At 59.4% G+C, this 13,859-nt stretch carries 9 protein-coding genes; 4 read left to right on the top strand and 5 right to left on the bottom strand.

Annotation, left to right across the window (positions count from 1 at the left end; all coding sequences use genetic code 11):
• Positions 1 to 118 precede the first annotated feature (118 nt).
• Positions 119 to 1,516, top strand: coding sequence for a tetratricopeptide repeat protein (locus tag I2I01_RS06310; protein WP_196285614.1), 1,398 nt, complete (start codon positions 119 to 121; stop codon positions 1,514 to 1,516).
• A gap of 126 nt (positions 1,517 to 1,642) precedes the next feature.
• A complete protein-coding gene (locus I2I01_RS06305) occupies positions 1,643 to 2,473 on the top strand; it encodes a phosphosulfolactate synthase (protein WP_196285613.1) in 831 nt (276 codons plus the stop codon).
• A 110-nt stretch (positions 2,474 to 2,583) separates the two neighbouring features.
• Here the strand turns inward: I2I01_RS06305 and I2I01_RS23520 are convergent, their stop codons facing one another.
• Positions 2,584 to 3,918 carry a T9SS type A sorting domain-containing protein gene (locus I2I01_RS23520; protein ID WP_196285612.1) on the bottom strand — a complete coding sequence of 445 codons (1,335 nt, stop codon included), beginning with the start codon at positions 3,916 to 3,918 and terminating at the stop codon, positions 2,584 to 2,586.
• Between the two features lie 2,200 nt (positions 3,919 to 6,118).
• Here I2I01_RS23520 and I2I01_RS06295 point away from each other — a divergent pair.
• Together I2I01_RS06295 and I2I01_RS06290 are read left to right on the top strand one after the other, a co-directional pair.
• Positions 6,119 to 6,796 (top strand): DedA family protein, encoded by a 678-nt coding sequence (locus I2I01_RS06295; RefSeq protein WP_196285611.1) that lies wholly within the window; start codon positions 6,119 to 6,121, stop codon positions 6,794 to 6,796.
• 120 nt (positions 6,797 to 6,916) lie between these two features.
• Positions 6,917 to 7,663: a shikimate dehydrogenase family protein gene (locus tag I2I01_RS06290; RefSeq protein WP_196285610.1), complete on the top strand. Its 747-nt coding sequence runs from the start codon at positions 6,917 to 6,919 to the stop codon at positions 7,661 to 7,663.
• Positions 7,664 to 7,873: 210 nt separating this feature from the next.
• Here the strand turns inward: I2I01_RS06290 and I2I01_RS06285 are convergent, their stop codons facing one another.
• The 4 genes from I2I01_RS06285 to I2I01_RS06270 all read right to left on the bottom strand — a co-directional run bounded on the left by I2I01_RS06285 (position 7,874) and on the right by I2I01_RS06270 (position 13,795).
• The gene (locus I2I01_RS06285) at positions 7,874 to 10,414 is read right to left on the bottom strand and encodes a TonB-dependent receptor domain-containing protein (RefSeq protein ID WP_196285609.1); all 2,541 of its coding nucleotides are present in this window, start codon (positions 10,412 to 10,414) and stop codon (positions 7,874 to 7,876) included.
• 139 nt (positions 10,415 to 10,553) lie between these two features.
• Positions 10,554 to 11,390, bottom strand: a complete 837-nt coding sequence (locus I2I01_RS06280) for an ABC transporter permease (protein ID WP_196285608.1) — start codon at positions 11,388 to 11,390, stop codon at positions 10,554 to 10,556.
• On the bottom strand, positions 11,387 to 12,310 hold the full coding sequence (locus tag I2I01_RS06275) for an ATP-binding cassette domain-containing protein (RefSeq protein WP_196285607.1): 924 nt from the start codon (positions 12,308 to 12,310) through the stop codon (positions 11,387 to 11,389). Before I2I01_RS06275 ends, I2I01_RS06280 begins: the two co-directional genes overlap by 4 nt.
• Before the next feature lie 69 nt (positions 12,311 to 12,379).
• Positions 12,380 to 13,795: a serine hydrolase gene (locus tag I2I01_RS06270; RefSeq protein ID WP_196285606.1), complete on the bottom strand. Its 1,416-nt coding sequence runs from the start codon at positions 13,793 to 13,795 to the stop codon at positions 12,380 to 12,382.
• Between the last annotated feature and the right edge of the window lie 64 nt (positions 13,796 to 13,859).

The raw sequence follows: 13,859 nt of genomic DNA, 5'->3' as shown, positions 1-13,859 counted from the left end.
AGAGTACTAGCAAGTGGAGTGAACAGCGGTTTGCCGGCGGTTTATTTTTCCTGATTTGCCGCCGCGGCTGCCCGTTCGCAAAACCCCGATTAATCCACTTAACTGCGATTTTATGCGCATGAACGAACATTTTGAAAACCACCGGACGGTGCTGGATACCGTGCGCCGCTTCGAGCGCATGCTGGCCCAGCAGGAGTCTGTTTTCTTCGACCTGGAGGACTTCGAGAACATCATCGACCACTACGTTACCAACGGTGCCTTCGACAACGCGCTGCAGGCCTGCGAGGCTGCGCTAAGCCAGTACCCTTTCTCGACCGAGCTGCTGATTGACCGCGCCCAAGTGACGGCCATGCGTGGCGACTACACCGAAGCCGAGCGCCAGATTGACGCCGTGGCCGAACTGGACCCCACCAATGCCGACGTGGCCGTGACACGGGGCATTATCAGCACGCAGCGCGGCGAGTTTGCCGAGGCCGTGGAGTTTTTCCGGGCCGGCCTGGCGCAGGAGCCCGAGCGCGAAGACATTCACTTCAACCTGGGCTTGGCGTTTCAGAGCTGGCAGAAATTTAAAAGCGCGGCCAAGCACTACAAGCAAAGCCTGCGCCTGAACCCCGACAACGAAACCGGGGTGCAGGAGCTGCTGCATTGCCTCGACATCACGGGCCGGTTGGAGGAGCATGAGGAGTTCTTCAAGCGCTTCACCGACGACGACCCCTACTCCCCCACCGCCTGGTACAACCTGGGCCAGTACTGGTACCGCCGCGAAGACTTTGCCAAGGCCGCCGAAGCTTTCGACTTCGCCGTGACCATCCGTGCCGACTTTCACGACGCCCACCACTGGCTGGCCGATACCTACGTGTGCCAACAGGAGTACAAGAAGGCCATTGCCGAGTTTGAGCAGGCCTACCCGGCCGGGCAACCCACCGACGAGGCCCTGTGCAACATCGGCGAGTGCTACGAGAAGCTGCGCGACTGGGAGCCGGCCCGCAAGTACTACCGCCAAGCTCTTGAAATTAACCCCGAGATGGACGAGGCCTGGTTTGGGCAGGGCGTATTGCTGCAGGAGCAGGGCCGCTGGTTTGAGGCCATTCACTACTTCCGCAAGGCCACTGAATTGTACGCGGAGAGTGGCGAATACTGGTCGGCATTGGGCGCGGCCGAAAACCATGTAGGCAACGTGGTGAGCGCGCTCGAATCGTACGAGAAAGCCACCGAAGTAGCCCCCGACGACGTGCAGGGCTGGGTGAGCTGGAGCGCTATTCTCTACGAGCAGGGCCACTACGCCGAGGCCGTGGACCTGGTGCGCCACGCCGTGGAGCTGCACCCCATGGAGGCGCATTTCCACTACATGCTGTGCGCCTACCTGCTGGCCGACGGTCGCATGCGCGAGGCCTACAACACCTTAGAAACGGCCCTGACGCTCAATTACGAGCAGCATGTGTTGCTATTCGACTACTTTCCCGAGCTGCGCGACCAGCCGGGGCTGCGCAAATTGATTGAACAGTTCCGGAAATAACATTTCCCTCGCTTAGACGCTACTTTTGTAACCGCCCGTTCTCGCGAACGGGCGGTTTTTTGTTGCCGGCTCCACCCAACTCCGGCCGCTGTTTTCTCCTCAATTAACCCTTTTTGCCCCCAATTGATGAATTACGACCTCTCCCAACTGCCCGAGCGCACGGCCAAGCCCCGCGAGCAGGGCTATACCATGGTGATGGACAAAGGCATGAGCCTGCGCGAAGTTGAAGACTTTCTGGAGGTGAGCGCCACCTACACCGACGTGGTGAAGCTGGGCTGGGCCACCTCTTACGTGGTGCCCAATCTGAAGCAAAAGCTCGAAATCTACCGCGCGGCCGGCATTCCGGTGTATTTCGGCGGTACGCTGTTTGAGGCCTTCATCATCCGCAACCAATTCGACGACTACCGCCGCCTGCTCGACAACTTCGGCATGGAATACGCCGAGGTGTCGGACGGCAGCATCGACCTCGACCACGGCCGCAAGTGCGAGTACATCCGCGAGCTGAGCAAGAGCGTGCGCGTGCTGAGCGAGGTGGGCTCGAAAGACGCCGAGAAAATCATTCCGCCCTACAAGTGGATTTCGCAGATGGAAACCGAGCTGCAGGCCGGCGCCATCAAGGTGATTGGCGAGGCCCGCGAAGGCGGCAACGTGGGCTTGTTCCGCAGCACCGGCGAGGTGCGCTCGGGCCTGGTAGAAGAAATCCTGACCAAGATTCCGTCGGAGCGCATCATTTGGGAAGCGCCGCAAAAGGCCCAGCAGGTGTGGTTTATCAAGCTGCTCGGCACCAACGTGAACCTTGGCAACATTGCCCCCAATGAAGTGGTAAGCCTCGAAACTATCCGCCTGGGCTTGCGCGGCGACACCTTTACCCACTTCCTCGACATGGACGCCGTGGACCCCATGTTCCACCCGGCGGCCAAGAGCACCAAGCCGGGCACTTCCATGCCACGCGGCTAGGCCAGTTGTACGTTCAGCCGAGCGTGCGGCGCGCTGCCACAAGGCACTACCAACACCAAAAAGGCCGGCCCCCTCGCGGGAGCCGGCCTTTTTGGTGTTGGTAGTGCAGGTTACTGCTTTACCACTTTCAGGCTTTGGGCCTGGCCGTTGGGCTGGGTGATGCGTACCATGTACACACCGGCTTTCAGGTCGTTCAGGCGCTCTACCGTCACGTCGTTGCTGCCAGCGCCCAGTTCCAGGGGTTGCTGCCGCACCGTACGGCCGGTCATGTCGGTTACCATCACCGAACCTTTGCCAGCCGAGGCCGACTGCAGGGTCAGGTGCAGCTGGTCAGCGCTGCTGAAGGGGTTGGGGTAGGCAAGCACAGCAGCATCTTCCGTCACGTTGCCGCTGAAGTTCACCACGCGCGGACCATAGTAAGACTCTTTACCGTCGTTGTCGATTTGACGCAGGCGGTAGTACCGGTCGCCAGCTTTGTTTTTCTCTACGTCGAGGAAGGTGTAGGATTTCGCCGTCGAGCTGTTGCCAGCGCCGGCCACAAAACCCAGCGTGCGGAAATCCGAGCCATTGGTCGATACCTGTACCTCGTAGCCTTTGTTGTTTCGCTCAGTGGCCGTCTTCCAGGTAATCTCTGCATTTACACCGGCACGTTTGGCATCGAAGCTGGCCAGCGACACAGGCAGCGGGTTAAGCTTATCGCCCAACGTCAGCGTGAACGCAGGCAGGCTGTTCAAGTCAGCACGCGTAACGGTCTTAGCAGCCGTGCTAAGCGTGCCAAACACCGGCTGATAGGGAGGCCCGTTGCCGATGGAACGGAACATCGTCAGGTTGTTCTCAGGAATGCCGTTCAATTCAAAGGTCGAATTCAGGTAGTGGAATACAACCGAGGTCAGAGTTGCACCCGTAAACCGCGGGTCTTCGCTGTCCAGCGTGTTGCTCACAATGTACTGGCGCTTAATAGGCACTCGCGTGTTGCAGTTCGTGCAGGTAGGGCTCTGCAGCGGGTCGCCGACGATGCGGAAAATGGTGATGTTGTTAGCCGTGTAGTTGGCGGTCAAATCAAGCCCAATGTTTCCAAAAGTATTTTGTACACCCGTATTCAACTGACGCAGCGAGCGTGTTACGCCTAGAATATAGGAAGTATTAGTCTCAGGACTCAAGGGGTTGATGAGGCCGGTAGTTTCTAAGTCCACAAGTGCCAAGAGAGTGGTATCGAAGTAAGGCGTAAGCGTACCGGAGCTTACATCTTCGAACGCCGACTGCACGATAACACCGTTAGTAGCCGAGGTTGGTTGAAACGACAACGTATTGGTCGGGCGCATCACGCCGGTCACCGATTTGATACCCGAACCTTGAATCAGGATATCGGGCACCGCCAGCACACCCGTAATCACTTGGTCTGCCCCAGCAAAGATGATGGTAGAGTTCAGCAATGAGTTTTGCACACCACGAACGCCAGTAATAGTTCCCCTGAGGCCACCAGCATTCTGACGCAGGTTGCCGTATACTGAAAGAACGGCTTGCTGAATTTCCAGTTCGCCCCGGGTTGAATTGCTCTGGCCTACCAGCGTGAGGTTTTTGACAGCATAGGGGTAAACCGGATTATCCAAAAGCGGATAAACAATGACAGCTGGAGACGGGGGACGTTGCGGAATAATAGCGTTTGAATTAGCTGTGGGAACGCCGTTCGTCCAGTTGCCAGCTTTAGTCCAATCGCGGTCAATGGTGCCCTGCCAAGTAGTAGTACCACCGCTCGGGGTGACGGCAGGTGCAACTACATTGAAGGTCGCGCGAAAGCCGGTGGAGCCACTGGGGTCATATTGGGTACCGGGAACCGGAGTACGTCCACTTTTTACGTAGTCAGTAGCGAAGCGTATCTCAACGTAGTAAGTCCCTCCACCCAGTACCTGGGGCTGGTTCAACAAGTCAATAGAAGCCCCGCTGGCTGCATAATTGATTGAAGAGCCTGTATTAGTAGACGAGGTGTTGTTAAGAAGCAACGGCGAGAAAGCCGGAATGATGGTAGCATTCGTCAGATATACCCGGTATTCCAAGCGCGCAGCATTGGTAGTGGTAGTGGTAGTAGACGTACCCACGTTAGCCTGCGCTGCAGTGATTAGTAGGGTGCTAGCCCCTGCTGCCTGGTCGAATGTGCCGCCATTACCTAAGTCAGCTCCGTCAAATAACGGGTTGAATGGGGGCGTCGTTATATTGTTGTCATATGTCCCGTCGTAGACAGTCGACGTTGGCGCAGCAGTAGAAGTCGAAGCGCTAATTGTGACGTTGTCGAAATTATAGAATACTTGCCCTTGAGCTTTTTGGGGAAAGCCCAGCCCAATGAATATGGCAAATAAGGGGATGAGAGAGCTTAGAAAGCTTCGCTGTCGCAACAGCTTTCGCGTAAGGAGTAAAGTTTGCATTGGATTTAGGAATTGGATGTTAAAAGGAGAGAAACGAAAATTTCCTTTTTCGTTACGATGCGCGTATACGCAGGGGTCAAAAAAAGGTACAGTTGTTATCAAAAAGTCAAATTTTTTGTTAAAATGTTTTAAATTAGCATTATACAATATTGAGCAATGAGGTTTCAACCAATGTCTTGGTGGAATAACAATCACCCGGTTTGGGGTAAGGGATTGCACTGTAGAGAACAGAAACCAAGCGGCTTTTCTCGGCCGGCAGCACTACCTCCAGCAATTCATGCACGCTTACTCTAATCCTGTTGGAAAGTTGCGTGATGGAAAGTCATTGCTGTCGTTGCCAAAAGGTTTTCATTTTCGTTGTCAATCATATTAAGCTCCATCGTGGCACAAGTCCCAATCAAAGAGATGGGCACCGACAGCCGCACGAATCTACGAGCATCAGCGGCATTATCACAATAAACACCTTAATATAGCACTTGATTCAAAAGCTGGGAAGAATAGCGAATAGGGTGACTTTGATGCTCTCACGGGTACATTTTATGCTCACCATAACCAGGTAATGCTGCTTAGCATTAATGAAGTAAGTAGAACTAACATATTATGCATTAAGCATTTGCTTCATTATTCTCAGTGAGTAAGGCAATGGCCGACCTATAGAAGCCTACGAGTGTCATCCGCTTCAACAGCAAACGAATAACGGCAGAGGTGTGGAAGCGCTTCAAGGCCCGCTACCAGTCGCCCTTTTGAGAAACAGTTATTGGTCTGGTAAAAATATTAGGCCTGCAACGGCAAAGGTTTGACAGAGGTTGGGCGTTTTTAACGCCGCCCGGCGCGGGCCGTCTTCCAGCCAGCTGCTGCGCCGACGGGCACATCATAGGTCATGCCAAACTTTAGGGAGCCACCGTACGACGAAGCTCATACGGCTGTGCTTAGCGTGGGATTTGTAAGCTTAAGGGCCGTATGACAGCGTAATTGAGCGGTTGAAAGTTTAAACAAACGTTAACAAAATTACACCTTCGTTTTCGATAATCAACGCATGCCTGGGTGCTAGGCTTCGCTTATTGCACTGCTACAAAAGCAAAAACCGGTGAGAAAGCGGCTGGGGTGATGTGGAAAAACAACGGAACGGGGGTGTGAGCCCTGGGCTTGGGCAGTGGCGGCCGGCGCCCTGGAGCCGGGACTTCGGCGCCGGGCGGTTTTCTTTGTGGCTCACTTCACGCCCGGCATGGAAATCATTAAGCACTTCTTCGATTTATTGCTGCACCTCGACAAGACGTTGGTCAACGTGGTGCACGAATACGGCAGCCTCACCTACCTTATCCTGTTCCTTATCATTTTCACCGAGACCGGGGTGATTGTGATGCCTTTCCTGCCCGGCGACTCGCTGCTGTTTGTGGCCGGCACGCTGGCCGCTCAGCCCAACCCCGACACCGGCCACCCGTTGCTCAACATCTGGCTGCTGATTCCGATGCTGATAGCGGCTGCCTTCATTGGCGATAACCTGAACTATGCTGTAGGTGATTACCTCGGGCCAAGAGTGTTTCGGGAGGACTTTAAGTTTTTGAACCGCAAGTACCTCGACCAGACCCAGGCTTTTTACGCCAAGCACGGCGGCAAAACCATCATCATGGCGCGCTTTGTGCCCATCGTGCGCACGTTTGCGCCGTTTGTGGCCGGTATTGGCACCATGACGTACCGTTATTTTGCGTCGTTCAGCATTGCGGGGGCAGCGCTGTGGGTGATTTCGCTTACGCTGGCGGGCTACCTGTTCGGCAACATTCCGCTGGTTAAGAACAACTTCACGCTGGTTATCTACGGGATTATTCTGATTTCGGTGCTGCCGCCGCTGTGGTCGTTTGTGAAGAGCAAGCTGAGCCCGGCATCCGCGACCGACGCGCGCTGAGCGTGAGCGGCTTTGGCCGGTAATACCCCACCTTTTCTGAGCAAGAACGCCCCTGGCCGCGCGGTTGGGGGCTTTTTTTTGTGTTGTTTTGGCGCGCCTTCCTATCCATCCCCTCATCCTATGCGCCAATTCGGGCTTATCGGCCGCACCCTTAGCCACTCATTTTCGCAAACGTATTTCACGCAGAAATTTTACTCGCTGGGTTTGCCCGACCACGAGTACGAGCTATTCGAGTTGGCCTCGATAAATGAGCTGCCGGGCGTGCTGGCGGCCCACCCCGACCTGGTGGGCCTGAATGTGACGGTGCCCTATAAAGAATCGGTGATGCTCTACCTCGATGAGCTGGCGCCCTCGGCCACCCGCGTGGGCGCCGTGAACGTGATAGAGCGCACCGCCGAGGGCCGCCTGCGCGGCCACAACACCGACCACGTAGGCTTCCGCGAATCGTTGCGGCGGTTTTTCCCGCTTCAGCCAGAAGCGCGGGCGCTGGTACTGGGCACTGGGGGCGCATCCAAGGCAGTGGCCACAGCTCTGCAGGACCTGGGCATTCCGCATTGGCTGGTGAGCCGCGACCCGATGGCCCACGGCCTCACCTACGCCGACCTGACGCCCGCGCTGGTGGCGGCGCACCGGCTCATCATCAATACCACCCCGCTAGGTACCTTCCCGCACACCGACGAGTGCCCTTCCCTGCCCTACGCGGCCCTCACCGAGCAGCACTACCTCCACGACCTGGTGTACAACCCCGCCGAAACCCTGTTTATGCAGAAAGGCAAGGAAGCCGGCGCACAGGTGAAGAACGGGTTTGAGATGCTGTGCCTGCAGGCCGAGGCGGCGTGGGAGATATGGAATGAGGGACAGCAGTAACTTTTTGTCTGTCATTGCGAGGAGCTACGACGAAGCAAACCGTCCTTGTCTCAGCGACCAGCCTTCTATTGTGACAAAGCTTTAATACAAAGCCCCGACACCATAGTGGTGCCGGGGCTTTCTGGTAAAAGGGCGTGTGTGGTTTTGACAGGACGGATTGCTTCGTCGCCGCTTGATGCGCGGAATGCTCGCAATGACAAACGGCGCGCCCTACTGCTGGCCACCCTGGCTTTCGCCGGCTTTGGTGTCGTCGTTGCGGATGCTGCGGCGCTGCTTGGGCGGCGCGGCTTCGATTTTGCCGAAGCGGTAGCCGAAAGCCAGGCGGATACCGCGTAGGGCGATGTAGTTGTGCTGCTCGAGGTTGAAGAAGGGCGTGCTGATGTTGGAGTTCAGGTCGCGCCGTGCAGTGATGAAATTGTCGGCATTGAGGGTGAGGTCGCCCTTTTCCTTCAGAATGGTCTTTTTGATGCCCACGGAGTAGTAGTTCCAAGCGGCGGCGCGGCCCTGCAACTGCACGCGCGACGAGCTGATGCCGCCGTAGAACTGCGCGCTCAGGGTTTTGGTGAACTTGTAGGTCGAGTTGAGATTGAAGTTGTACATCAGGCCCTCGTTGGTGGTGTTGAGGAAGCCCGAGTGCAGCACCACGTAGTTGAAGGAAGTGGAGCCGCTGATTTCCCACTTGGGCATGGGCTTGAAGGAGCCGAACACGCTGGCGCCGTAGGTGCGGTTGCGGGCAATGTTGGCGTAGCTGGTTACGGTGGTGTCGAGGCGCTGGGTGCGCACGGCCTCGATGGCGTTGTTTGTCTGGCGCGTGAAGAGCGAGAAATTCAGCACCGAGCCTTTCACGAAGGTGCTGTAGTTCAGCTCGTAGCTGTCGGTGAACTCGGGGTCGAGCTCGGGGTTGCCGCGGCTCACGTTGAATTTGTCGACGCGGTTTTCGTAGGGGTTGAGGTAGTAGATGTTGGGGCGCTGGATGCGGCGGCTGTAGGCCAGGCGCAGGGTGTTGCCGGGCTTGCGGGTGTAGCTAATGCTGGCGTTGGGTAGCAGGCTGGTGTAGCCGCTGGTGAAGCGCGTGATGTCGTTTTGCTGGAAGCGGCCCACGATGTCGGTGCGCTCCAGGCGGGTGCCCACGCGGGAGTTCAGCTTTTTGCCCAGTGGGAAGCCGTAGGTGCCGTAGGCAGCGGCCACGTTTTGGTCGTAGTCGAACACGTTGGAACGCTGGCGGTCTACCACGAAGGGCGCGTCGGTGCCAGTGGCGGTCTGAATCTGGTAGTCGCTCAGCACCCGGCGCAAAATGGCCTTGCCGCCCACTTCCACGCTGCGCTTGTCGCCGATGGGGTGGGTGTAGTCGGTTTGGAGCGTGGTTTCGAGGTTGCGCGAGAGGTTTTCGCTGCTTTCGCGGTAGTTGGGCAGGCCGGTGGCGGTGAACTGGTTTTCGTACTGGTTCAGGGCATAGGGCTGCAGGTTGCGGTTGCGCGAGTGCTGGGCCAGCAGGCTCCACTCGCGGCGCGGCTGGCCCTCGAAGGTGCGCGTGTAGGTGCCGTTCACGTCGTAGCTCGACGAGTTGAATTTGTATTCGGTGGCGCGGGTGAATAGCTGGCTGGCCGTGGGGCCGCTCAGCACGCGCAGGTTGTTGGTTTGCTCGCTCTCGCTGTTGTTGCGGTTGAGGCTGCCGCTGAAGCCCACGGTGAGGCTGTGGTTTTTGGCGGGGTCGTAGTCGAGGCTCATGCGGCCGTAGGCGCCCCCGCCGAGGTTGTTGCCGCTGCCGTTCTGGTTCAGCACCGATACCAGCTGGTCGGGCGAGCCGTTGAAGTTGGTGCGCTCTGACGTGCTGGCACTGGGGCTGTAGTAGAGGTAGCTGCTGAGGTTGGTGTTCACCCCTACTTTGCCGCGGCGCACGTTGAGGCTGCCGCCGGCGTTGGAGCTGCGGTTGCCAGCAGCGGCGTTCACGCTGCCGTTCACCCCCTGCAGGTTGTTCTTTTTCAGAATGATGTTCACGATGCCGGCCGTGCCTTCGCCGTCGTATTTGGCGCCGGGCGTGGTGATGACCTCCACGGAGGCAATCTGGTCGGCGGGCAGCTGCTTGAGGGCGTCGGCCAGGTTGCCAGCCAGGATGCTGCTGGGCTTGTTGTTGATGAGCACCCGGATGTTGGAAGAGCCGCGCAGTTGCACGTTGCCATCCAGGTCCACATTCAGCAGGGGCACTTTGCGCAGCACGTCGGCCGCCACGCCGCCCTTGTTGGTGAGGTCGCGGTCGGCGTTGTACACAATGCGGTCGGGCTTCACTTCCACGGTTTCCTTTTCACCGGTCACGGTCACGTCGCCCAGCTGCTGGGCACTGGCCGCCAGGGAGAGTTGGCCCAGGTCGGTGGTGCCGCTGGTCACCGTCACCTCGCGCGTAAGGGCTGCGTAGCCCAGGAAGCTCAGCTGCAGGCGGTAGCTGCCGGGTGCCAGCCCACGCAGGCTGAAGCGGCCCTTCTCGTCGGCCACGGTGCCGTCGATGGGTGTGTCGCCGGTGGGCGGCAGCAGGGCCACGGTGGCAAACTCGACGGGCTTTTTGGTGGCGCCGTCGAGCACGGTGCCGTTGAGGCGGCCGGTGCCCTTGGGGGCATCGGGCAGCACCAGTGGCTTGGGCGCGGCGGGCTTAGGAGCGGTAGCGGCGGGCGTGGCAGTGGGCGCGGCCGGGGTTTGGGCGTAGGCCGAGCTAGCGCAGGTCGCCAGCAGCGACAAGCCGAGTAGGGTATGTTTCATTTGCAGAAAGAAGGTGCGGGCGAAGGATGCAGAAAAAAGGCGAGCGTTGCGGCCGGCTATTGCTAGAAAGCCAACGATTAAGCTGTGCAGGAAGTATATCAGCGAACAGGCGTTTTCATTACACAGAATAGCAGCACGCTCAGGCCAGGTTGCGCCAGCGCAAAGTTACATAGCCCAGGCCCGCGCTTACCCCAAACCACAGCAATTGGTACCACTCGTGCGGCGCTATCGTGGGCAGCGCCATACCTGGCACAGGCTTAAAGGGTGTGGAAAGCAGCGTAAGCATGGGCCCGGCGTAGGGAATCCAGCCCACATGCTCCCAGCGCAGCAGCGTGAGGCCGGCCACCCAGCCCGCCATGCCCACCGCCACCGGCAGCACAAACCCTTGTTGCCACTTGCTGAGCACGTACTGCACGCCCACAATGCCCAGCGTGGCCAGGTAGGTGCGCCCCAGCAGCAAGCCCAGCACCCGCAACGGGGGCGCAAACTGCTGCAGGTGCAGCTCGGGCCGCAGGGCCTGCAGCAAGTAGCCGCCCGCCAGTAGCAGCGCTACAAACAGCAGTTGGGCCAGGGCATTCAGCCCCAGAATGATGAGCAGTTTGCTTAGCCACACCGGCAGGCGGCCCACCGGCAAGGCAAACAAGTGTTTCCAGCCCTCGGCTTTGTTCTCCACGCCCACCACCAGGCTGGTAAGCAGCACCACAAACAAAGGCAGCAGCACGGCGGCCGTCTGCCAGCTCATGCTGGTGTATTTAATCCAGCCGTCGGCCCCTGGCTTCAGCATGAGGTGGCCTTTGAAATACAGGATGCAGAAATTGAGCAGCACCGGCAGCACGCCGCTGGCCAGCGTGAGCCACAGTGCTGCGGTACGGCGCAGCTTCAGCGCATCGGCGGCGAGGCTGCGGCCGAACTGCACGAAGACCCCGGGCACCGGAGGCAGGGCAGGCAATGACGAGGGGCGTACGGAAGGGTTCATTGGGCGGTGGCGGTTTCGGTGAGGTGCAGAAAGGTGTCTTCGAGGGTGGGCTGCTCGCAGTGCAGGCTGAACACAGGCTGGCCGGCGGCAACCAGCGCACTGGCCAGCGCCGCGGTGTGTTCGCGTGATTGAAACGGCACACGCAAGGTGCCCGCGGCCACCACCTGGGCCGCCGCTAGCGCGGGCAACAGGCTCCGGCAGGTGGCGGCACAGGCTGTTTCGAGCACCAGCTCGGCCTGGGTTTGCTGGCGGGCCTGCAGCGCGGCCAGGCTGCCCTGAAACACCAGCCGCCCCTGCTGAATGACGCCCACGTGGGTGGCCACTTTCTCGACTTCCCCAATAAGGTGGCTCGACAGCAGGATGGTTTTGCCGTGCTCTTCGCGCAGCTGCCGCAGCAGCAGGCGCAGGTCGCTGATGCCGGCCGGGTCGAGGCCGTTGGTGGGCTCGTCGAGGATGAGCAGGTCGGGGTCGGGCAGCAGGGCCAGCGCCAGGCCCAGCCGTTGCTTCATGCCCAGCGAGTAGCCTTTCACCGGCCGGTGGGCGCTGGCGCTGAGGCCCACCTGGGCCAGCACCGCGGCGGTGCGGGCGGCGGGCAGCCCACGCAGGCGGCGGGTGGCTTCCACGTTTTCGTGGCCGGTGAGGTGGTCGTAGAGCGAAGGATTTTCGATGAGGGCGCCCACCCGGCTGAGCAGGGCCACGCGGTGCCGGGCCAGCTCGTGCCCAAACAGGCGCACCGTGCCGCCGCCGGGCCGCAGCAGCCCCAGCAGCAGGCGCAAAGTGGTGCTTTTGCCGGCCCCATTTGGGCCCAGAAAGCCGTAGATGCTGCCGGCGGGCACTTCCAGCCCGAGGCCGTGCAGCACGGCCCGCTCCCCGAATTGAAAGGAAAGGTTGGTGGTTTCAACTAAGGGAACGGTGTGCATTGCAGAAAAGTGAAGGTGAGAAAAGCGCAGGCAAACGAAAATCAATTTGAGAATGGTATAGCAGCGTAGCTATTCTACTTTGGGAGCAGGCTGGTCGTGGCCGCCCTGGTGCAGGATGAGCTGCGCCACCTGGCCCTTGTCGTTTTTAGAGAACTCTACTTCGGCGGGCACTCCCTTCAGCGCAAACAGCACCGGCGACATGGCCTCGGTTTCGAATTCCGACTGCCCCGTGGCCTGCACAAACAGGCGGCCGTCGCGCTGGCGCACAGTGATGCGGAACGTAGGCGCCAGCTCGTACACACCCACGTAAGCACCCAGCGTGGAGGCGTCAGCGGCCATGGTGGCTGCTACCGGCGGCGTGGCTGGTTGGTGGTGCAGAATGCGCAGCAGCCCACGCTTGAGCTCGGCCAGTGATTCGCCGGCGTGGTTGTCGAGCAGCACAATCACCTGCTGGCTCTGGGGAACCCGCACCAGGTAAGAGCTGAAGCCGTTGATGGCGCCGTTGTGTTCCTGCACGAGGATGGTATCGACCTCGGCGCCCACTTTGGCCTTATAGACTATCCAGCCGTAGGCATAGTGGTTCTTGACGGGCGTAAAGAGCAGCTTCTTACTGGTTTCGGACAGCACTTTGTTCCCTTCCAGAGCTTGGCTCCAGTGGTAGAGGTCGGTGGCAGTAGAGGTGATGGCGCCGGCCGCGTACGGCACGCTCATGTCGAGGGCGGGCGCGGTTTCCATGCCGCTGGCGGTGGCCTCGTAGCCGGTGGCACGGCGGGCGTCGGCAGGCTCCTGCACGTCGACGGAAGTGGCTTTCAGCTTGAGCGGGCCGGCGACGTTTTCCTGGAAAACCTGTGCGTAGGGCTTGCCGGTCACTTTTTCGATGATGGCGCCCAGCAGCACGTAGCCAGAGTTGCTGTAGTGGTACTGCGTGCCGGGCGCAAACTCCAGCGGTAACGTCGAAAACAGCGACACCAGCTGCGTGGGCGTGTGGGGCGTGCGCATCACGGTCGTGGCGAACGTGGGCTGGGCCGTGTAGTTGGGCAGGCCGGCGGTGTGCGACAGCAGTTGGTGCAGGGTGATTTGGCCGCCGGCCGGCTGCGGGTAATCGGGCAGGTAGTCGGCCACGTGGCCGTCGAGCTTCAGCTTGCCTTTTTCCACCAACTGCAGCACCAGCGCGGCCGTGAACTGCTTGCTGAGCGAACCGATGCGGAATTTGGTATTAGGAGTGTTGGCAAGGCCTTTTTCACGGTTGGCCAGGCCGTAGCCCTTTTGCAGCACCACCTGGCCGTGGTCGGCCACCAGCACCGTGCCCATGAAGCGGCCGGATTTTTCAAACTGATGCACGTAGTCGTCGAGCTGCTGGGCCATGCTGGCGGGCGCAATGGCCGCCTGGGGAGCAGAAGCCACCGTTTGGGCCATGAGGGCGGGGGCAGCCAGTACACCGAGCAATAAGAGGCCGGCAGTGGCGGGGCGGAAGATGTTTTTCATCATCGGAGCAGGTGAAAGGTGAGGGCATTGCTGAAATCCAAGGCAAACCTAAACGGCCCCAAAC

Origin of the sequence: Hymenobacter properus (genome assembly GCF_015694735.1) — a bacterium.
Taxonomy (GTDB): Bacteria; Bacteroidota; Bacteroidia; order Cytophagales; family Hymenobacteraceae; genus Hymenobacter; species Hymenobacter properus.
This window is presented reverse-complemented; position numbering and strand designations above follow the sequence as displayed.